Genomic DNA, 20,575 nt, shown 5'->3' with positions numbered 1-20,575 from the left:
GGTGCCGATCAGGGGAACTCGAGGTCGCCGCGGGTCAGTGGGCGGCCGGGCAGCTCGCCGGGAGCCGGCGCGCGCAGCCCGTCCATCATGATGGCCAGGACGCGGGCCGGCACCAGGCCGGCCGCGTCCTCGGTGACCGACTGGACCTGGTGGACGACCGACACGAACAGCATCGCGAGGTCGCCGACCCCCACGTCGCCGCGCAGGCTGCCCTCGTCCTGCGCACGGCGCACCACCTCGTCGAGCATGTCGAGCACCTCGTCGCGCATCCGCGAGGTCTCCTCGTCGTCCCGCACCACGGCCGTGACGCGGGACGACTTGGCCTGCACGCTCACGTGCAGCCACGCCGACTGCCGCATGATCCGCATCAGCGCGTCCCACGCGGTCCGCTCCTGCGCGAGCGCGGCCCTGGTCTCGTCGGCGACGGCCTGGAAGGTGTCCCGGAAGACCGCGCGGATCAGCGCCTCCCGGTCGACGAACCGCCGGTAGAGCGTGCCGACACCGACCGACGCCCGGCGGGCGATCTCCTCCATGGGCACCTCGGCGCCCCGCTCGGCGAAGATCTCCCGCGCCGCCACCAGGATCTGGTCCCGGTTGCGGCGCGCATCCGCACGCAGCGGCACCTCGGGTTTCGTCACCAGCGGATTATCACATTCGTCCCGAAGGTGGACGGAACGCTTCCGTCTGACTACGGTCGATGACAAGTGGACGAGTTTCTTCCAGATCTTGGGGGTTCGGAAATGACATCGACCGTGCCGGAGTCCTTCCCGCCACGTGCCTGCCCGTTCCACGGCGACGCGTCGATCACCGAACCGGGCCCGATGACGAAGGTGACCCTGCGCAGCGGGCAGGAGGTGTGGGCCGCGTCCCGGCACGCCGACGTGCGCACGGTGCTCACCGACCCCGCGTTCTCCGCGAACCGCGCCAACCCGGACTTCCCGAACCCGACCGGCAGGCGCTTCCAGCAGGACCGCGGGCTGAAGCCGTCGCTGATCACCCTCGACCCGCCCGAGCACGGCCCGGCCCGGCGCGCGGTGCTGGGCGAGTTCACCGTCAAGCGCCTCGCCGCGTTGCGCCCGCGGGTCCAGGAGATCGTCGACGCGCACCTCGATGCGATGCTCGCGCACGAGTCCCGCACGGCCGACCTGGTGGAGGCGCTCGCGCAGCCCGTGCCGTCGCTGGTGATCTGCGAGCAGCTCGGGGTGCCCTACGACGACCACGAGTTCTTCCAGTCCCGCTCGCGGACGCTGCTGTCCCGCAAGGCCGCGGCCGGGGACGTGCGCGCCGCGGCCGACGAGCTGCGCGCGTACATGGACAAGCTCGTCGGCGAGAAGGAGCCCACGCCCACCGACGACCTGATCGGCAGGCAGATCGCCAAACACCGCGCGGAAGGCACCTACGACCGCGACGCGCTGGTGAGCCTCGCGGTGCTGCTGCTGGTCGCGGGCCACGAGACGACCGCCAACATGATCTCGCTGGGCACGCTCGCCCTGCTCCAGGAACCCGAACAGCTCGCGCTGCTGAAGGCGGACCCGTCGCGGACGCCAGCCGCGGTCGAGGAACTGCTGCGGCAGTTCACGATCGCCGAGTTCGTGACCTCCCGCGTGGCGGTCGCGGACACCGAGGTCGGCGGCGTGACCGTCAAGGCGGGCGAGGGCGTGCTGACGCTCGGCAACGCCGCCAACCACGACCCGGCCGTGTTCGCGGAGCCGGACCGCCTGGATGTCACCCGCGGCGCCCGCAACCACATCGCGTTCGGGTACGGCGCGCACCAGTGCCTCGGGCAGAACCTCGCCCGCGTGGAACTGCGGATCGTGTTCGACAGCCTGTTCGCGCGCGTGCCGACGCTGCGGGTCGACGTGCCGGTGTCCGACCTGCCGTTCAAGGACGACGCGACGATCTACGGCCTGCACAGCCTCCCGGTCAGCTGGTGAGCCCTCAGTAGCGGCCCTCGCAGTTCACGACGGGCGTCCTGGGCGCCAGCTCGGGCGTGTAGGTGATGCAGACCCGGAACCGGACGTCGGCGACGCCGTCCCGGTCGGTGTCGCGGTTGCGTCGCGGGATCGAGGGCGGGGCCGAGTCCTGCGCAGCCCAGGTCCTTGCCGCCGCCCGGGTACTCGGCCGCGTCCGGCAGCGGCGCCGTGGTCGTGCTCGGGGAAGCGTCGGTCGCGTCGAGTCGCCAGCGCTGGGTGGTGTGAAAACCGGTATTCCGTGGGATTTCTGCCACGTCGAGGTCGTGGGTGACAGCGTGCTGGTGCTGATTCCCGCCGGGCTGCCGAAAGGGGTGCTGGCCGGCCGGTTGCCCGCCGCGCTCACCACCGAGCTGCGCACGCACAACGACACCCACCCGCCCGCGCAGCGGATCAAGCTGCGGATGGCGCTGCACGCCGGTGAGCTCACCCGGGACGACCTCGGGATGACCGGCTCCGCGATCGTCCACGCGCACCGCCTCCTCGACGCCGCGGCGTTCAAGAAGGCGTGCGCGGGTTCCCGCGCGCCCCTCGCGATGATCGTGTCGGCGTGGTTCTACGCCGAGGTGGTCCGGCACCGGCCCGAGTACGAACCGGGCACGTACCGGCCCGTGCACGTGGCCGTGAAGGAGACCGACGGGATCGGCTGGGTCCGGGTGCTCAGAACGTGACGATGGTCCGCGCGCCCTGGCCGAGGTGCTCGAACGCGTCGTTGATCCCCGCGAGGTCGGTCGTGGCCGTGGCGAGGGCGGCGAGGTCGAGCTTGCCCTCCTCGACGAGGCCGAGCAGGCGCGGGATCTCGACGTCCGGATCGCTCGACCCGAACACGCAGCCGTGCAGGGTGCGGCCGAACCAGTACAGCTCCAGCGCGGTGAACTCGACGATGTTGGCCTTGCTGCCGACGCCGACCACCGTGACCGACCCGCCGCGGCGGCTCGACGACCACGCGGTGCGGATGGTCGCGGGCAGGCCGACGCAGTCGAAGGCGTGGTCGGCGCCGCGCCCGCCGGTGAGCTTGCGGATGGCCTTGGTGGTCGTGTCGCCGGAGACGAGGAAGTCGGTGGCGCCGTGCTGCGCGGCCAGGTCGGCCTTGGCCTCGCTGACGTCGACGCCGATGATCGGGCCCGCACCGACCGCCCGTGCCGCCTGCAACGCCGACAGGCCGACACCACCGAGCCCGACGACCACGACGGACTCCCCGGCCCGCACGCGTGCGGTGTTGAGCACCGCGCCCGCACCGGTCTGCACGGCACAGCCCAGCACCGCGGCCTGATCCATCGGCACGCTGTCGGGCACCCGCACGACCCCGGCGGCCGGCACGATCGTCTCCTCCGCGAACGCCGCCGTGCCGAGGCCCGGGTAGAGGGGGGTGCCGTCGTCGAGGAACGCGTAGGGCGCGCGGGCCGTCTCCTCGGCGTGCACGCACAGCCACGGCTCGCCCCGCAGGCAGAACCAGCAGTCGCGGCAGGCCGGCGCCCAGTTCAGGACCACGTGGTCACCCACGGCGACCCGGTCCACGCCGTCGCCGACCGCGATGACCACGCCGGCGCCCTCGTGCCCGAGCACCGCGGGTACCTCCTGGGTGAGCGTCCCGTTGGCGAGGGAGAGGTCGGAGTGGCAGACACCCGCCGCCGCGACCCGCACCTTCACCTGTCCCGGCCCGGGTTCGCCGAGGGTGATGTCCCGGACCTCGAGTTGCCCGCCCTGCTTGGAAAGCACCGCTGCTCGCACCATGGTGCGACTTAATCACACCGATCACGTGGCGTCGTGAAACACCAAGCCCAAAGTGTCCCGTCACCCCGGCCCGCACCCGTGGCGACCGTGGTCCGGTCGGCGTCGGCGCGGCCCGTCACGCCGCTTCCAGGGTGAGCAGCGTCCGCTTGGCGTCCCGCCCGCCCGCGTAGCCGCCGAACGACCCGTCGGAGCGGACGACACGGTGGCACGGCACGACCACGGGCACCGGGTTGGTCGCACACGCGGTGCCGACGGCCCGGACCGCCTTCGGACTCCCGGCGGCGGCCGCCACCTGGGCATATGTTTCGGTACGACCGTATTGGATCGCGGGCAGGTGCTCGACCACGGCCAGCCGGAACCCCCGCGCGAGCCGCAGGTCCAGCGGCACGTCGAACGCGGTGCGGCGGCCCGCGAAGTACTCGTCGAGCTGCCACGCGACGGTGTCGAGACGGGCGGGTGCGTGCAGCACCCGGGGGCTGACGGTCTCGGTGAGCCGCGTCAGCTCGGCGTCGTGGCCGACGTTCTCGTACACGACCCGCACCAGCCCGACGGGCGTCGCGGCGAGCAGCAGCGATCCGACGGGGGTGTCGACGGTGCGGTAGGCGAGGTCGAGCAGCCCCTCCCGCTCGGCGTCGGCGACGAGCCGGGCGTGCAGCCGCGCCTGGGCGGCCGGGTCCTCCAGTGGCAGGGCGTCGAAGTTCATGCGGTCTCCTCCTCGGTGTAGAGCGTGCGGAGACGTTTCATGCCGTCGGCCGCGGCGCGACGGGCGGCGTCGGTGGTACCACCGGTGATCGCGGCGATCTCGGCGTAGGGCAGCCCGGCGAGGTGGTGGTAGGCGACGGCGAGCCGCTGCTTGTGCGGCAGCCGGGCCAGCGCCGCCCAGAGGTCGCCGTGCCACTCGTCGGCACGTCCCCGGTCGGGCACCTCGGCCACGGCCACCGGCCGCCGCCGGTCCGCCCGCCACACGTCGAGCGCCTTGCGGTGCGCGATGGTCACCAGCCAGGCCTCGACGTTCGCGTCCTCGGGCAGCCCGGGGTACGCCTTGAGCGCGGCGAGGAAGGTCTCCGACCACGCGTCCTCGGCGTCGGTCGGCCCGAGCACCGCGCGGCACACCCGCAGCACCATTGCCCCGTACCGGTCCACGATCCGCTCGAAAGGTCTCACACCACGAAGACGCCCAGGACCCACGGAACGTGAGATTGCCATGTCCGCGGCTGTCGCGTTCGTCCAATCGGACTGTCGGTGGGCCGTGCGAGTATCGCCGCCGACAGCGATCGACCAGGGAGGAACAGTGCGGTACGGCTACTTCGGCACCATGCGCGTCAAGCCGGGACACCGGGACGAGGTGGTGGCCACGCTCGTCAGCGGTCAGGACGGCCTGCGGGCGGCGGGCTGCGACCTGTACGCGGTCGGTGTGTCCGACGACGACACCGGTGACAAGGACCTCGTGTGGGTCACCGAGATCTGGGTCAGCAAGGAGGCGCACGACGCGTCGCTGGGATTACCGGAGGTCAAGGCCGCGATCGCGAAGACCATGCCGTTGCTCACGGGCGAGTTCACCGGGCAGGAGGTGGAGATCGTCGGCGGGCTGGGGGTGCCGGGCGACCACTAGGGTCGGAGCATGGCCAGCATCGCGTTCATCGGGCTCGGGACCATGGGTCTGCCCATGGCCGTCAACCTCGTCCGCGCCGGGCATGACGTCGCCGGCTTCAACCGCAGCCCCGGCAAGACGGCCGCGTTCGCCGAGCAGGGCGGGACCGCCGCGGACAGTGCGCGGGACGCGGTGCGCGGGGCCGAGGTCGTGATCACGATGCTGCCGGACTCGCCGGACGTCGAGGCCATCGCCGACGACGTGCTGACGGCGGACGGTGCACTGTGGATCGACATGAGCACCATCGCGCCCACCACGGCCCGTGCCGTCGCCGAGCGGGGGCGGGCGGCCGGCGTGCGGGTGGTCGACGCACCGGTCAGCGGCGGTGAGCAGGGCGCGATCGACGGCACGCTGTCGATCATGGTCGGTGGCGCGGCGGCGGACGTCGAGGCCGCACGCCCGGTCCTCGACGTGCTCGGCACCACGATCGTCCACGTCGGACCGGCCGGTGGCGGGCAGACCGTGAAGACGGCGAACCAGCTGATCGTCGCGGGCACCATCGGGCTCGTCGCCGAGGCGCTCACGCTCCTGCGGGCACAGGGTGTCGACCTCGAGCCCGCCGTCGAGGTGCTGTCCGGCGGGCTCGCGGGCAGCACCGTGCTCAACCGCAAGGCGCCTGCGATGCGCAACCACGACTTCACGCCGAGCTTCCGCGTCGACCTGCACCACAAGGACCTCGGCATCGTGCTCGGCTCGGCCAGGGACGCCGGTGTACCACTCCCCCTCAGTGCGACGGTCGCTCAGCTGATGGCGGCCGCCCGGGCGCAGGGCCACGGCGATCTCGACCACTCGGCGCTGGTGCTGGTGATCGAACAGCTGGCGGGGCTCAACCAGGACTGAACGCGGTCGCGTTCGCCGACACCCACCGCGCGTACGCGTGCGCCGGGCGACCGGTCACCTCCGCGACGGTCGGCAGCACGCCCGGGGTGTCCATGTCGCACACCCCGGGCACGAGCGCGGCCCGCACGACCGGGTCCTCGTGCGCGGGCACCGGCCCGGCGACCACGAGTGACACCGGCCGCCCGAGCACGTCGGCCAGCACCCGCACCTTCTCCTCGACGGTCAGCTCGGCTGGGCCGGTCAGCGGGTACACCTTCCCCGCGTGCCCGTCGTCGACGAGCGCCCGCACCGACACGGCCGCGATGTCGGCGGGCGCCACCGCCGGCGACGGCTTGCCGAGCGACGGCACCCGCACCGCGCCGCCGGCCCGGACCGACCCCGCCCAGGCGAGCGTGTTCGACTGGAACTCCCACGGCCGCACCAGCGTCCAGTCGAGCCCGCTGCCCCGCACGGCCTGTTCCCCGGCCACGATCTGCCGCCCGATCCCCGATCCCGGGTAGGACGCGGCCACCATCGACGACACGTACACGACCCGCTCGACCCCTCGACGAGCGGCGCCGGCCAGCACGGGCGCCGGGTCGACCAGGCCCTGCAACAAGAACAGCGCACGCACCCCGTCCATCGCGGACGGCAGCGCGGCGATGTCCCGGACGTCCACATCGGACGGCAGGACCGCACGGGCCCCACCGGGATCCCGGCTCACCGCGCGGACGTCCTGCCCGCGCGCCACCAGCCGGGACACCAGCTCGCGCCCGATGTTCCCGGTGGCACCGACGACGAGGATCACGGTGGGGCCCTCTCACTCGACACTCCGACCCGAGTGAGTCAACAACGTCGACCTAACTGGAGGTCAAGCCCGCCGACCGGCGCACGTCCGCGACCAGTGCGACCGCGGCCGCGCTCGGCGGGTTCGCCGTGACCGACACGGTCTCCCAGTGCGGCGCGGGCAGGGTGAGGCCGACGAACCGCACCCGGTCCGTCTTCACCGAGAACGACTGCGGCACGAGCGCGACCCCGAGGCCGCAGGCGACGAGGTCCAGCAGCGAGTGCACGTCGGTCACCTCGAGCGCGACGTGCCGCGGCCCGACCACCGAGTCCACCAGGTCCCGCGTCCCCCAGTCGGGCGCGAAGTCCACGAACCGCTCACCGGTCAGCGTCGCGGGTGACACGCGGTCGGCACGTGCGAGCGGGTGGTCATGCGCGCACGCCAGCACGAGTGGCTCGGTCGCGAGCGAGCCCACCACCACCTCCTCCGGGTGCGCGGCGGGTCGCGACACGAACGCCACGTCGAGCTTTCCCTGTGCCACCAGGGCGGTCAGCTCCCCCGACCCGCCCTGCCGCAGCTCGACGTCCAGCCCAGGGTGGTCGGACACGAAGCCGGCGAGCACGGCGGGCAGGTGCACCACGTGCAGGCACTGCAGCGAACCGATCGCGAGGGTGCCCCGCAGGAGCCCCTGCACGGCGGCGACGGCGGCCACGCAGGCGTCCGACGCGGCGAGTGTCCGCCGCGCCTCGGCCAGCAGCGCGGCACCGGCCGGCGTGAGACGCACCTGTCTCGTGTTCCGCACGAACAGGTCCGCGCCCAGCTCCCGCTCCAGCGAGCGGACCGACGCCGACAGCCCGGACTGCGCGACGTGGAGCCGTTTCGCGGCACGCGTGAAGTGGCACTCCTCGGCGACCGCGACGAAATAGGAGAGTTGCCGCAGCTCCACGATTCATCACCCAGACTGATTAACCCGATCGAAGACTTCTGTTGGACAGCTTAATGACCGAGCGGGAAGCTGGAAGAGGCAGAAGAGCTACGAAGGAGGCATCCGAGATGCAGTCCCGTCGCATCGGCGACACGCAGGTCAGCGCCATCGGACTCGGTGGCATGCCGATGTCCATCGAGGGCAGGCCGGAGGACGAGCAGCAGTCCGTCGACACGATCCACGCCGCGCTCGAGGCGGGCGTCACGCTGTTCGACACCGCGGACGCCTACTCACTGGACAACACGGACATCGGGCACAACGAGTCGCTCATCGCCCGCGCGGTCGCGAGCTGGGGCGGTGACACGTCCGACGTGCTGATCGCGACCAAGGGCGGCCACACCCGCACCGAGGGCGGCGGCTGGGGCCTCGACGGCTCACCCGAGTACCTCAAGCAGGCGTGCGAGGCGTCGCTGAAGCGGCTCGGCGTCGACGCCATCGGCCTGTACCAGTTCCACCGGCCGGACCCGAGGGTCGACTACGCCGAGTCGGTCGGCGCCATCCGCGACCTGCTCGACGCGGGCAATATCCGGTACGCGGGCATCTCGAACGCGAACCCGGACCAGATCCGGCTCGCGAACGAGATCCTCGGCGGCCGCCTCGTGAGCGTGCAGAACGAGTTCTCGCCCCGGTTCCGCTCCAGCGAACCGGAGCTGGACCTGTGCGACTCGCTGGGCATCGCGTTCCTGCCGTGGAGCCCGCTCGGCGGCATCGCGAAGGCAGGTGACCTCGGTTCGATCTTCGCGCCGTTCGCGGAAGTGGCCAAGGACAAGGGCATCAGCCCGCAGCAGGTGTGCCTCGCGTGGCTGCTCGCGAAGTCGCCCGTGGTGATCCCGATCCCCGGTTCGTCCCGACCGGCGACCATCCGCGACTCGGCCGCGGCCGTCCACGTCGACCTGACGACCGACGAGTTCGTCCGGTTGGACGCCACGCACTGACCCACCCGTCGTACCCGCCCGCCGAACTCTGCCAGAATTCCATGGTGGAGTTCGGCGTGCTGGGACCTGTCGCGGTCTGGGACGACCCGGAACACATTCCCATCGGCAGCGGCAGGCAGCGGTTCGTGCTGGCCACGCTGCTGCTCAACGCGGGTCGCCTCACCAGTACGGACCGGCTCGTCGACGCGCTGTGGGACGACCCGCCGACCACCGCGCGACCCCAGCTCCACAACCTGATCAGCAACGTCCGCCGCAGGCTGCGCGCGGCGGGCGACGGCCTGATCGTCACCCGCCCCACCGGCTACGAGCTGCACCTCGGCGAGCACGGGCTGGATCTCGTCCGGTTCCGCGAGCTGGTCGTGCAGGGCAGGAACGCCGGTTCCGGCGGCGACCACGAGCGCGCGGCGGGACTGTTCGCGGACGCGCTCGCGCTGTGGCGCGGGCCCGCGCTCGCCGACGTGGCCGACGAACTCGCCGCCACCACCCGGGCGCTGCTCGGCGAGGAACGGGTGAGCGCGGCCGAGGCCAGGCTGGAGGCGCAGGTCGCGCTCGGCCGCTATGACGACGTGCTCCGCGAGCTGGAGCCGGTGCTCACCGACCACCCCTACCGGGAACGGCTGCACGAGATCCGCATGGCCGCGCTCGCCGCGTCCGGCCGCCGCGCCGACGCGCTCGCCGCGTACCGCGCGCTCTACCGCCTGTTCTCCGACGACCTCGGTGTCGAACCGGGGCCCGCGCTGCGGGACCTCGAACAGCGGATCCTGCGCGGCGAGGCGCCCGCACCGGTCGCCCAGCCCGCGCCGGTGACCGTGCCGCGCCAGCTGCCTGCCAGCTCGCCACTCCTCACCGGCCGCGACGACCTGATCGACGAGATCGCCGCGGACCTGGCCCGCACGGACCAGGCCGGCCAGGTCCGGGTGCTCGTCGGGCCGGGCGGCGTCGGCAAGACGTCGCTGGCGCTGGCCGCCGCGCGCCGCGCCGACCACGCCTTCCCCGACGGACAGCTGTTCGCCGACCTGCGCGGCGGGCACCACGCGCCCGCCGACCCGCACGCGGTCGTCGGCCGGTTCCTGCGCACGCTCGGCGTCGGCGGCGCGGAGGTGCCCGACGACCGGGACGAACGGGTCGCGCTGTACCGCAGCCACCTGGCGGGCCGCCACGTCCTGATCGTGCTCGACGACGCCGCCGGTGAGGAGCAGGTCCGGCCGCTGCTGCCCGGCACACCGGGCTGCCAGGTGCTGGTGACCTCCCGCCGCAGGCTCGGCGCTCTGCTGGGCGCGACGCGGTGGTCGGTGCCGGTGCTCTCACCGGACGACGCGGTCGCGCTGCTGGCCGCGGTGATCGGTGAGCAGCGGGTCGGCGGCGCGCCGGAGGCCGCGGAGGCCGTCGTCGAGCTGTGCGGGCGGCTGCCGCTGGCGGTGTGCGTTGCCGCGGCCCGCCTCGCCGTCCATCCCGAGTGGACACTCGAGGAGTTCCGCAGCAGGCTCGCCGACCAGGTCGGCCGCCTCGACGAGCTGTCGGTGGGCGACCTCGACGTGCGGGCCAGCATCGAGCTGAGCTACCAGGCGCTCGACGAGCCGCTGCGGGTGCTGCTGCGCAGGCTCGGACTGCTGCTGACGCCGGACTGGCCGACGTGGGTGGCGCAGGAGCTGACCGGTGAACCGTCGACCGCACGCGTGGAACGGATGCTGGACCGGCTGGTCGAGATGCACCTCCTCGAACCGCTCGGCCGCGACGCGGTCGGCCAGTCCCGCTACCAGCTGCACGACCTCATCCGCGCGTTCGCCGCCGAGCGGGCGGAGGACGAGGACCCGGAGGACGAACGCGCGGAGGCGGTGTCGAAGGTCCTGTCGTCGTGGCTCGCGCTCGCCACCGAGGCGGACCAGCGCGCCGACCACCACACGATCTACGCCAGCGGGCTGGAGGCCGTCGCCGCCCCGCAGGTCGCGGTACGCGCGACCCGCGACCAGCCGAGGGCGTGGCTGGAGGTGGAGCGCACGAGCCTGACGAGCGCGCTGGAACAGGCCAGCGCGCAGGGCCACGCGGAGCTGGCTGGACTGTTCGCGCTGCGCATGTCGGGGTTCCTCGCGCTGCGCGCCTACGACGACGAACGCGAGCACGCCCTCGAGGTCGCCGCGTCCGCACTGCGGACGACCGGTCCCGACGACCTGTTGTTGAAGATCCTGCAGGCGTTGTTCGCGGTGTACGCGCAGCGGGCGCGGTGCGGTGAGATGCCCGCGCTCGCGGCGGAGGCGCTGGCACTCGCCACGAAGCTCGGCGACCACAACCGGACCATGCGCGCACTGCTGCACGCCGGCCTCGCCGCCCGCAGGCTGGGCAGACTGCGCGAGGCGGCGGAGATGCTCGACGAGGCCATCCGCGAGTGCGACCCGGACGTGCCGGGCTCCGCGCTGCCGTCACTGCTGATCAACCGCGCGGAGGTGCACCGCGACCTCGGCGAGCCGGCCCGCGCGCTGCCGCTCGTGGAGGACGCCCTCGCCATCCGCCGCGCGCAGGGCAACCACCGCCTGCAGGCGATGAACCTGATCATCTACGCGTACACCCTGATCGACGTGCACCGCCTCGACGACGCCGAGCAGGCACTCACCGAGGCGGGTCAGCTGACCGAGGAGATCGACGACGAGCTGCACGCGGCCTACGTCGAACAGACCCTCGCCGACGTCGACGTCCGCCTCGGCCGCTTCGCCGCGGCCCGCAAGCGACTGGACCGGGCGCTGCCGGTGTTCACGACACTGGGCAACGCCGACGGCACCGCCGAGGCGTACCGGACACTGGGCGAACTGGCCATGGCGAGCGGCGACCCGGAAGCAGCCGTCGAACCACTGCGGGCGGCGCTGCGAACCTGGCGGCAGCTGCGAGCACCGCTGGAAGCCGCACGGCTACTGGCCAGACTGGCTCGCGCCCACGAAGCGGCAGGCGATCCCGAGGCGGCACGGACCGCGAGGGCGGAGTGCGACGGGATCCTCGCCGACCTCGGCCTGCCGGTGGACTGCCTGCGCCTGCCGCGCGGGTGAGGCAGGAACCTGCCACGCCCGTATCCCCGCAGCCGGCGGCGACGACGCTGGTCACCGCACGTGTACGTCGGGGAAAGGACCAATCGATGCAGAAACGCCTGCTCCTCGCGCTCGGGGCCGCCGTGGTGCTGTCCGGAGTGCTGGTGGCACTGCCCGCTTCCGCGGCCGAGCCGGACTCGGCGGCCGGGCGGTACGGCTGGGGCGAGCCCATCGCGGCGGGCTCGGACGAGTTCGACTACGGCTCCGAGACCGAGCCCGCGGTGCCGGACCAGGAGAAGTGGTCACTCGCTGGCGGTGGCGTGGACCAGTGCTGGCCGGGCCACGCCGGCAACGGGCAGCGGTGCGACAGGAACACCCGCGTCGTCGGCGGTGTGCTGCGGCAGACCGGTGAGGCGAAAGGCGACTCCGGCTGGCTCGCGTCCCACTTCGGGCAGCAGTACGGGCGCTGGGAGGCCCGCGTCCGATCGCAGGCCGTGGGAGAGAACAACGGCCGCCAGTACCACCCGCTCCTGATCCTGTGGCCGGACTCGGACCGGTGGCCGGAGGACGGCGAGTACGACTACCTGGAGAACGGCGCCCCGGGCGAGGACTGCGCGGAGGCGTTCATCCACTACCCGCACGACGCGGACGCGCCGGTGCAGCAGGAACACGCGCAGCTGTGCGGCGTGGACCTGTCGCAGTGGCACAACATCGCCGTCGAGTGGACGCCGGACCACGTGAAGGGCTTCGTGGACGGCGAGGAGTGGTTCAGCTTCTCGGGCGGTGCCAACGACGTGCGTGACTGCATCCAGTGCGCGCCGTCGATGCACCAGACCATCCAGCTGGACAACTTCTACGGCGACGACCTGCAGCCCGCGGTCTACGAGGTGGACTGGGCGCGGGTCTACGCGCTGTGAGGCGGCCGCCGGTGTCTGGACTGACGAGCAGCGGAGGGCCGCGAGCGAAGCGAGCCGCCCGAGCAGCGCAGGAGGGAAGACACCGGATCAGGCCGCCTCACCCGCGAGCGGAGCGAGGGCGTGGCACTGGCTGATAGCGGGTGACCGGCTGCGTGGCCCTGATCAGGGCGCGCAGCCGGGTCAGGTCACCGGCCAGCGCGCCGAGCGCCCTCGCCTGCACGAGCACGTTCCCGATGGCGGTCGCCTCGACCGGACCCGCGACCACCGGCAGGCCGCACGCGTCCGCGGTCAACTGGCACAGCAACGTGTTCCTGGCGCCGCCGCCGACCATGTGCACGACGTCGACCGCCTTGCCGGACAACGCCTGCGCGTCCTCGACGGCCCGCCGGTGCGCGTCGGCCAGACTGTCCACAACGCACCGCACGATGGCGGGCCGGTCCTCGGGCACCGGCTGGTCCGCCCGCTCGCACGCGTCGGCGATCCGCGCGGCCATGGCGCCGGGCGGCAGGAACACGGGGTCGTCGGGGTCGATCACGGCCGCCCTCGGCCGCTTCTCCGCCTCCCGCAACAACTCCCCGGTGTCCGCACCCCACTCGCGCACGCATTCCTGCAGCAGCCACAACCCCATCACGTTGCGCAGGTAGCGGACGGTGCCGTCGACGCCCAGCTCGTTGGTGAAGTTGGCTTCCCTGCTGGCTTCCGTGAGCACCGGCGTGTCCAGTTCCACCCCGACCAGCGACCACGTGCCGCACGAGATGTAGGCGAACCGCTCGTGTTCCGCGGGCACGCCGACCACCGCGGACGCCGTGTCGTGGGAGCCGACGGCGATCACGGGCGTGCCGTCCGCGTCCCCGATCACCGTCCCGGGCTCCCGCAACTCGGGGAACAGCGCGGGATCGACGCCCGCGTTCGCCATCAGGCCCGTCGCCCACCTGCGGGTCTTCACGTCGAGGAGCTGCGTCGTCGACGCGTTGGTGACCTCCGCGCCCTGCTCCCCGGTCAGCCAGTACGCGAGCAGATCCGGGATCAGCAGCAGCCGGTGCGCGATCCCGAGCCGCGGCTCGGCGGCCAGCTGGTGGATCGTGTTGAACGGCAGGAACTGCAGCCCCGTCGTCGCGTACAGCTCCCGCGCGCCGAGGCGTTCCAGGTTGCCCTTCGCGCCCGCGGTCCGCTCGTCGCGGTAGTGCACCGGGTTGCCGAGCAAGGCGCCGTCCGCGTCGAGGAGCCCGTAGTCGACGGCCCACGAGTCGATGCCGATCCCGTCGACCGGCCCGGCCGCGCGTAACCCGTCGAGAACTCCCTGGTACAGCGCGAGGATGTCCCAGTGCAGGGTGCGCCCCGCCCGCACCGGACGGTTCGGGAACCGGTGCACCTCCCGCAGCGCCAGCGAGTCCGCGCCGGCCTCGCCGACGATCACCCGGCCGCTGGCCGCACCGAGGTCGGCCGCGGCGACCCGGACGTTCCGCATCGCCGTCACCGCAGGAAGGCCGCGGCCACCCCGGCGTCCACCGGGACGTGCGACCCGGTCGTCAGCGACAGGTCACCGGCGCACAGCGCGACGACCGCCGCCGCCACGTGCTCCGGCAGCACCTCCCGCTTCAGCAGCGTTCGCTTGGCGTAGAACGCACCCAGCTCCTCCTCCGGCACCCCGTACACGGCGGCGCGCTGCGCGCCCCAGCCGCCCGCGAAGATCCCGGAGCCGCGGACCACGCCGTCCGGGTTGATGCCGTTGACGCGGATCCCGTACTCGCCCAGTTCGGCGGCGAGCAGCCGGACCTGGTGCGCCTGATCGGCCTTCGCCGCCCCGTACGCGACGTTGTTGGGGCCGGCGAACACGGCGTTCTTGCTGGAGATGTAGACGATGTCGCCGCCGATGCCCTGCTCGACCATGATCCGCGCGGCCTCACGCGAGACGAGGAACGAGCCCTTCGCCATCACGTCGTGCTGGCGGTCCCAGTCCTCCTCCGTGGTCTCCAGCAACGGTTTCGACACCGACAGACCCGCGTTGTTGACCACGAGGTCGACGCCGCCGAACGCCAGTACAGCCGTACGGAACGCGGCGGCGATCGCGTTCTCGTCGGTCACGTCGACGGTCACGGCGAGCCCGGTCTCGCCGATCTCCTCGGCGACCTGCTTCGCCGAGTCCGGGTCGCGGTCGGCGACGACCACGCACGCGCCCTCGGCCGCGAGCCGCAGCGCGGTGGCGCGGCCGATGCCCGAGCCGCCGCCGGTGACGAACGCGACGCGGGTGGCGAGGGGCTTCGGCTTGGGACGACGGCGCAGCTTCGCCTCCTCCAGCGCCCAGTACTCGATGCGGAACTTCTCGCGTTCCTCGATCGGCTCGTAGGCCGAGACCGACTCGGCGCCCCGCATCACGTTGATGGCGTTGACGTAGAACTCGCCCGCGACGCGCGCGGTCTGCTTGTCCGCGCCGAAGCTGAACATGCCGACGCCGGGCACCAGCACGATGGCCGGGTCGGCGCCGCGCATGGGCGGGCTGTCCGCGTCGGCGTAGCGCTCGTAGTAGGCGCGGTAGTCGGCGCGGTAGGCCTCGTGCAGTTCCCGCAGGCGCGCGAGGAGCGCCTCCAGCGGGGTGGTCGGCGGCACGTCGAGTACGAGCGGGCGGACCTTGGTGCGCAGGAAGTGGTCGGGGCAGCTGGTGCCCTTCGCGGCGAGCTCACCCAGGCGTTCGCGGGCGAGGAAGTCCAGCACCCCCGCCGAGTCGGTGAAGTGCCCGACCTGCGGGTGGTCGGTGGACACGAGACCGCGGACGGCCGGGGCGATGCGTGCGGCCAGCAGCGCGCGGTCGGCGGGGGCGAGCGTCTCGACCACGACGGCGCCGAACGGGTCGGGCCTGCCGTGCTCGTCGAGGTAGCGCTGGGCCGTGGCGATGATCTCCAGCGAGCTGGCCTCGCACTCGTCGGTGGTGGTACCCCAGGCGGTGATGCCGTGGCCGCCGAGGATCACTCCGATGGCCCGCGGGTTGTCCCGCTGCACGGCCGCGATGTCCAGCCCCAGCTGGAATCCCGGCCGCCGCCACGGCACCCAGACCACGCGGTCGCCGAAGCACCGGCGGGTCAGCTCGGGCCCGTCGGCGGCGGTCGCGAACGCGATGCCGGCGTCGGGGTGCAGGTGGTCGACGTGTGCCTGCTCGACCAGGCCGTGCATGGCGGTGTCGATCGACGGTGCCGCGCCGCCCTTGCCGTGCAGGCAGAAGTCGAACGCGGCGACCATCTCGTCCTCGCGCTCGACACCCGGGTAGACACCGGTCAGCGCGCGGAGGCGGTCGAGCCGCAGCACCGCGAGGCCGTCCGCGGTCAGCGTGCCGAGGTCGCCGCCGGATCCCTTGACGTACAACAGCTCAACGGAGGTGCCGGTGACCGGATCAGCGGCGGTGGTCTTGGCGGACGTGTTGCCGCCGGCGTAGTTGGTGTTGCGGGGATCGGATCCGAGCCGGTTGCTCCGTCGCAACAACGCCTCGACCTGGTCAGTCATGCCGCCCTCGGCTTCGAGTTAAACGTTTCAATGCGGCCATCAGCATGGTGGAGCCGTGCCGGGGGTGTCAAGGCCGGTGGATCCGGGTCGACGCCCGCACGACCAGCTCCGGCCGGAACCGGACCTGTTGGTGCTTGTGCGACGCCTCGCCGGACGCCTCCTCCAGGAGCAACCGCGCCGCGGTCCTGCCGAGCAGCTCCCTCGGCTGGCGCACCGAGGTGAGCGGCACGGCGGCCGCCTCCGCGAACTCGATGTCGTCGTAGCCGACGACCGCGAGATCCTTCGGCACCGACAGCCCCTGCCGGGTCATGACCTGCAGCAGGCCGAGCGCGAGCAGGTCGTTGGCGCAGAACGCGGCGGTCGGCCGCCGCTCGGCAGGCAGCCCGACGAGCCGCTCCCCCGCACGCCTGCCCTCCGCGACGGTCAACGCCTCGGTCTCCATCCGCACCAGCTCGACCGGCCGGTCCACGGCCAGGGTGGCCTGTCGCGCGCCTTCGTGGCGGTCGCGGACCTGCTGCACGGTCATGGGGCCGCCGACGAACGCGATCCGCTCGTGCCCGGTCTCGAGCAGGTGGGTCATGGCCAGCTCGCCGCCGAGCACGTCGTCGACCGCGACCGAGCACTGCGACTCGTCGGCGGACTGGCAGTCGACCAGCACGACCGGCATGCCGCGGCCGGGCATCTCCGCGAGCCGCTCGCCGACCGGGTCGATCGGCGTGATCAGCACGCCCTGCACCCGCTGCTCGCGCAGCCGCTCGAGGTACTCGCGTTCGCGGCTGCCGTCCTGGTTGGAGTTGCACAGGTAGACGACCATGCCCTCGGCGCGGGCCTCCTCCTCGACACCGCGCGCCACGTCGTTGAAGAACGGGTTCGCCGCGTCCATCACCACGTACGCGATGGTCCTGCTGTGCCCCGCCCGCAGCTGGCGCGCGGTCTCGTTGCGGACGAAGCCCAGCTCGACGATCGCGGCCTGCACGCGCAGCCGCGTCGCCTCGCTGACCAGTTGCGGGCGGTTCAGCACGTTCGACACGGTGCCGATGGACACGCCCGCGACCGCGGCGACGTCCTTCATGCCAGGGGTGTTGTCGGTCATTCCGCCGCCCGCTTCAGCAGCAGTGCCCGCTCCCGCTCGTTGCGGGTGAGCCCGGCGGCCCGCTCGAACTCCGCGCGTGCCTCCTCGGCCCGGCCGAGCTTGGCCAGCAGGTCACCGCGCACGCTGGGCAGCAGGTGGTAGTTCCTCAGCGACGGTTCGTCGACGAGCTCGTCGACGACCTTGAGCCCGGCCTCCGGGCCGAACGCCATCGACAGCGCGACGCCGCGGTTCAGCTCGACGACCGGCGAGGGCACGAGCTGCACCAGGCGCGCGTACAGGGCGGCGATCCGCACCCAGTCGGTCTCCTCCGGGGTGCGTGCCCTGGCATGGCACGCGGCGATCTCCGCCTGCAGCACGTACGGCCCCATGGGCTGCCCGAGCTCGGCCGCGCGTTCCAGTGCCGTGAGGCCGCGCCGGATCAGGAGCTGGTCCCACCGCGACCGGTCCTGGTCGTTGAGCAGTACGGGTGTACCGTCCGACGTCGTCCTCGCCCGGGCCCGGGAGGCCTGGATCTCCATCAACGCGATCAGGCCGTGCGCCTCCGGCTCCTTGGGCACCAGCTCGGCGAGGATCCGGCCGAGCCGCATCGCGTCCTCGCACAGCCCGGGCCGCATCCAGTCGTCACCGCCGGTGGCCGCGTAGCCCTCGTTGAAGACCAGGTAGACGACCTCCAGCACGGACGCGAGCCGCTCCTCCAGCTCGCTCGCGGCAGGCACCTCGAACGGGATCTTCTTCTGGGCGAGGGTCTTCTTGGCCCGCACGATCCGCTGCGCGATCGTCGCCTCCGGCGTGAGGAAGGCGCGGGCGATCTCGTCGGTGGTCAGGCCGCCCAGGAGGCGCAGCGTGAGCGCCACCCTGGCCTCGGTGGACAGGACCGGGTGGCAGGAGATGAACACCAGGCGCAGCAGGTCGTCGGAGATGTTGGAGTGGATCGCGTCGAAGTCCGGCTCCGCGGTGGGCAGCTCGGCGGTCTCCAGATCGCGGCCGATCTCGGTGACCTTGCGTGTCAGCGTCTCGCGGCGGCGGAACATGTCGATGGCGCGCCGTTTGGCGATGGCCATGAGCCAGGCGCCCGGGTTGTCCGGGACACCCGACTCCGGCCACTGCTCCAGCGCCGCGACCAGCGCGTCCTGCGCGAGCTCCTCGGCCAGGCCGACGTCGTGCACCATCCGGGTGAGCCCGGCGATGAGCCGGGCCGACTCGATGCGCCACACGGCGTCTATCGCACGTTGGGTCTCCAGCGTCGGCATGCGCCTATCAAAGCAGCTACTCCCCGTGGTTCGTGTTCACCGCGGCGATGAGGTCCTCGGCTTCGTAGACCTGGCGGATCTCGATGGCGGACTCGGCGCCGCCGACGCACGGGACCCGCTTCACCCACTCGATCGCCTCCTCCTTGGACTTGACGTCGAGCAGCCAGAACCCGGCCACCAGCTCCTTCGCCTCGGCGAACGGGCCGTCGATCACCGTCGGGATGCCGTTCGTGAACTTGACCCGCGCACCGCGCGCCGACTCGAGCAGCCCCTCACCGGCGAGCAGCACACCCGCCTTGATCAGCTCGTCGTTGTACCGCCCCATCGCCGCCAGCTCGTCCGCGGACGGGACCGCACCTTTCTCGAAACCCTCGTCCGCCTTCACCATCACAAGGAATCGCATAGGTCCTCCTCTACTTGCCGTCGGTCAGGTCGCGGAGGCGCCGGGTGTGCTCGACGTTCTCGTCGGTCATCGAGTCACCGAAGTCGTCGATCTCGGCGATCTGGCGGATCTCGATCTCGGCGTTGCCGTGGCCGTCCTCGACCGGCCACTTCTTCACCCATTCGATGACTTCCGCCAGCGAGTCGACCTCGAGGATCGAATATCCGGCGACCAGCTCCTTCGCCTCGGCGAAAGGACCGTCGATCACCGTCGTCTTCCCGGTGGTGGAGAACCGCACCTTGGCCCCCTTGCTGGAGGCCATGAGCCCGTCGCCGGACAACATGACGCCGGCCTTGATCATTTCTTCGTTGTAGCGGCCCATGGCGTCGAGCAGCTCCTGGCTCGGCGCCACACCGGCCTCGGTTTCCTCGTCTGCCTTGCGGATGACCATGAAGCGCATGCGTTCAGTCCTTCCTGTCTCGCCTTTCCTGTCTCGCGCGGGGGGCGAACTCGCGCCGAAACCTGGCCGCTGACCTCACGTCGAACGACCGGACCGGGTTTCGACACCTCATTCTCGATTTGTCGCCCGAGCCACGCGACTCCCCAGTTCGCGCAGGTAGTCGACCAGCTCGCGGGGTTCCTCGACGGTGAACTCGCAGCCCGCCGTGGCGAACCGATATGCCAGCCACTCGAGGGTGTCCGCGCCCGCGCGCACCCGGCTGCGGCGATCGTCGACCGGCTGCGCCGTGCCGAGGTGGGCGGGCACGCGGTCCGCTGGCAGGTCGACGACGACCACCGCCTCGTAGGTGGGCGCGAGGGAGTAGAGCTTACTGGTGGCGAACGACGCGGGGTCGCCTTCCGGCAGCTCGCGCGGCTCGTAGCGGGCGCGGGTCGGCAGCGCGTTCGCAATACGGTCGACCCGGAACAGTCGCCAGTCGTCGCGCTCGAGGTCGAACGCGGCGAGGTACCAGCGCCGGCCCGCCGCGATCAGCCGGTACGGCTCGACGTGCCGCTTGGTCTCCGTGCCGTCGTGATCGGAGTAGGTGAAGCGCAGCCGCTCGTGGTTGGTGGCCGCGCTCGCGATCCCGGTCAGTTGACCTGGATCAACGGGCTGCTGTTCGCCGGTGATGAGCGGGACGGTCGCGGAGGTGAGCGCGCCGACCCGGTACCGCAGCCGCGACGGCAGCACCCGCTCGAGCTTGGTGAGCGCGCGGACCGACGCCTCCTCGATGCCCTGCACCGCCTGCCCGGCGGCGGCGCGCAGGCCGACCGCCATCGCCACCGCCTCCTCGTCGTCGAGCAGGAGCGGCGGCACCGCGGAGCCGGCCACGAGGCGGTACCCGCCCTCGGCGCCCATCGTCGCCTCGACCGGGTACCCGAGGTCGCGCAGCCGCTCGATGTCGCGCCGCACGGTCCTCGGGCTGACCGCCAGCCTGCGGGCGAGCTCGCTGCCCGGCCACTCCCTCGGTGTCTGGAGGAGGGACAGCAGGGCGAGGAGACGACCGGCGCTCATGACCGGAGCATATGGGACCGATCCTGACCT

General features: G+C 72.3%; 20 protein-coding genes. 7 read left to right on the top strand and 13 right to left on the bottom strand.

The annotated features are described in order from the left end of the window. Nucleotides 1-8: 8 nt before the first annotated feature. On the bottom strand, nt 9-641 hold the full coding sequence (locus FHR82_RS41595; protein ID WP_184816319.1) for a TetR/AcrR family transcriptional regulator: 633 nt from the start codon (nt 639-641) through the stop codon (nt 9-11). 99 nt (nt 642-740) lie between these two features. Between FHR82_RS41595 and FHR82_RS41590 the strand changes: the two genes are divergently transcribed. Both FHR82_RS41590 and FHR82_RS41585 read left to right on the top strand, forming a co-directional pair. Next, complete coding sequence (locus FHR82_RS41590) at nt 741-1,934, top strand: cytochrome P450 (protein ID WP_184816203.1); 1,194 nt, start codon at nt 741-743, stop codon at nt 1,932-1,934. 260 nt (nt 1,935-2,194) lie between these two features. Further along, nucleotides 2,195-2,641, top strand: a complete 447-nt coding sequence (locus FHR82_RS41585; protein WP_184816202.1) for a hypothetical protein — start codon at nt 2,195-2,197, stop codon at nt 2,639-2,641. Here FHR82_RS41585 and FHR82_RS41580 read toward each other — a convergent pair. The 3 genes from FHR82_RS41580 to FHR82_RS41570 all read right to left on the bottom strand — a co-directional run bounded on the left by FHR82_RS41580 (nt 2,631) and on the right by FHR82_RS41570 (nt 4,868). Further along, nucleotides 2,631-3,704, bottom strand: coding sequence for a zinc-binding dehydrogenase (locus FHR82_RS41580; protein WP_184816201.1), 1,074 nt, complete (start codon nt 3,702-3,704; stop codon nt 2,631-2,633). The two genes, FHR82_RS41585 and FHR82_RS41580, sit on opposite strands and share 11 nt — an antisense overlap. 115 nt (nt 3,705-3,819) lie before the next feature. Further along, on the bottom strand, nt 3,820-4,407 hold the full coding sequence (locus FHR82_RS41575; RefSeq protein WP_184816200.1) for a methylated-DNA--[protein]-cysteine S-methyltransferase: 588 nt from the start codon (nt 4,405-4,407) through the stop codon (nt 3,820-3,822). Further along, nucleotides 4,404-4,868, bottom strand: coding sequence for an RNA polymerase sigma factor (locus tag FHR82_RS41570; RefSeq protein ID WP_311771538.1), 465 nt, complete (start codon nt 4,866-4,868; stop codon nt 4,404-4,406). Before FHR82_RS41570 ends, FHR82_RS41575 begins: the two co-directional genes overlap by 4 nt. Nucleotides 4,869-4,995: 127 nt before the next feature. Here FHR82_RS41570 and FHR82_RS41565 point away from each other — a divergent pair, with 127 nt between their 5' ends. Further along, a complete protein-coding gene (locus FHR82_RS41565; protein WP_221464960.1) occupies nt 4,996-5,316 on the top strand; it encodes a putative quinol monooxygenase in 321 nt (106 codons plus the stop codon). A 9-nt stretch (nt 5,317-5,325) separates the two neighbouring features. Further along, nucleotides 5,326-6,195 (top strand): NAD(P)-dependent oxidoreductase, encoded by an 870-nt coding sequence (locus FHR82_RS41560; RefSeq protein ID WP_184816197.1) that lies wholly within the window; start codon nt 5,326-5,328, stop codon nt 6,193-6,195. On the opposite strand, the gene FHR82_RS41555 is transcribed toward FHR82_RS41560, so the two are convergent. Continuing rightward, a complete protein-coding gene (locus FHR82_RS41555; RefSeq protein ID WP_184816196.1) occupies nt 6,182-6,982 on the bottom strand; it encodes an SDR family oxidoreductase in 801 nt (266 codons plus the stop codon). The genes FHR82_RS41560 and FHR82_RS41555 overlap by 14 nt on opposite strands. A gap of 52 nt (nt 6,983-7,034) precedes the next feature. Then, nucleotides 7,035-7,907 carry a LysR family transcriptional regulator gene (locus tag FHR82_RS41550; RefSeq protein ID WP_184816195.1) on the bottom strand — a complete coding sequence of 291 codons (873 nt, stop codon included), beginning with the start codon at nt 7,905-7,907 and terminating at the stop codon, nt 7,035-7,037. Between the two features lie 107 nt (nt 7,908-8,014). Here FHR82_RS41550 and FHR82_RS41545 point away from each other — a divergent pair, with 107 nt between their 5' ends. The 3 genes from FHR82_RS41545 to FHR82_RS41535 all read left to right on the top strand — a co-directional run bounded on the left by FHR82_RS41545 (nt 8,015) and on the right by FHR82_RS41535 (nt 12,812). Further along, nucleotides 8,015-8,881, top strand: a complete 867-nt coding sequence (locus FHR82_RS41545) for an aldo/keto reductase (RefSeq protein ID WP_184816194.1) — start codon at nt 8,015-8,017, stop codon at nt 8,879-8,881. A 56-nt stretch (nt 8,882-8,937) separates the two neighbouring features. Then, complete coding sequence (locus FHR82_RS41540) at nt 8,938-11,916, top strand: AfsR/SARP family transcriptional regulator (RefSeq protein WP_184816193.1); 2,979 nt, start codon at nt 8,938-8,940, stop codon at nt 11,914-11,916. Nucleotides 11,917-12,002: 86 nt separating this feature from the next. Further along, on the top strand, nt 12,003-12,812 hold the full coding sequence (locus FHR82_RS41535; RefSeq protein WP_184816192.1) for a glycoside hydrolase family 16 protein: 810 nt from the start codon (nt 12,003-12,005) through the stop codon (nt 12,810-12,812). Between the two features lie 97 nt (nt 12,813-12,909). Here FHR82_RS41535 and FHR82_RS41530 read toward each other — a convergent pair whose 3' ends face one another. From FHR82_RS41530 to FHR82_RS41500, 7 genes are all read right to left on the bottom strand, one after another. Continuing rightward, entirely contained in the window at nt 12,910-14,280 is a 1,371-nt protein-coding gene (locus FHR82_RS41530) for a rhamnulokinase (protein WP_184816191.1), read from the bottom strand. Between the two features lie 5 nt (nt 14,281-14,285). Then, on the bottom strand, nt 14,286-16,307 hold the full coding sequence (locus FHR82_RS41525) for a bifunctional aldolase/short-chain dehydrogenase (protein WP_184816190.1): 2,022 nt from the start codon (nt 16,305-16,307) through the stop codon (nt 14,286-14,288). 67 nt (nt 16,308-16,374) lie between these two features. Next, nucleotides 16,375-17,400, bottom strand: a complete 1,026-nt coding sequence (locus FHR82_RS41520; RefSeq protein WP_225943865.1) for a LacI family DNA-binding transcriptional regulator — start codon at nt 17,398-17,400, stop codon at nt 16,375-16,377. After that, the gene (locus FHR82_RS41515; RefSeq protein ID WP_184816189.1) at nt 17,397-18,650 is read right to left on the bottom strand and encodes an RNA polymerase sigma factor; all 1,254 of its coding nucleotides are present in this window, start codon (nt 18,648-18,650) and stop codon (nt 17,397-17,399) included. Before FHR82_RS41515 ends, FHR82_RS41520 begins: the two co-directional genes overlap by 4 nt. A 16-nt stretch (nt 18,651-18,666) precedes the next feature. Further along, complete coding sequence (locus FHR82_RS41510) at nt 18,667-19,053, bottom strand: YciI family protein (protein ID WP_184816188.1); 387 nt, start codon at nt 19,051-19,053, stop codon at nt 18,667-18,669. 10 nt (nt 19,054-19,063) lie between these two features. Beyond that, a complete protein-coding gene (locus FHR82_RS41505; RefSeq protein ID WP_184816187.1) occupies nt 19,064-19,492 on the bottom strand; it encodes a YciI family protein in 429 nt (142 codons plus the stop codon). 108 nt (nt 19,493-19,600) lie between these two features. Further along, the gene (locus FHR82_RS41500) at nt 19,601-20,545 is read right to left on the bottom strand and encodes a helix-turn-helix transcriptional regulator (RefSeq protein WP_184816186.1); all 945 of its coding nucleotides are present in this window, start codon (nt 20,543-20,545) and stop codon (nt 19,601-19,603) included. Nucleotides 20,546-20,575 lie beyond the last annotated feature (30 nt).

Source organism: Actinophytocola algeriensis, from assembly GCF_014203735.1.
Classification (GTDB): domain Bacteria; phylum Actinomycetota; class Actinomycetes; order Mycobacteriales; family Pseudonocardiaceae; genus Actinophytocola; species Actinophytocola algeriensis.
This window is presented reverse-complemented; position numbering and strand designations above follow the sequence as displayed.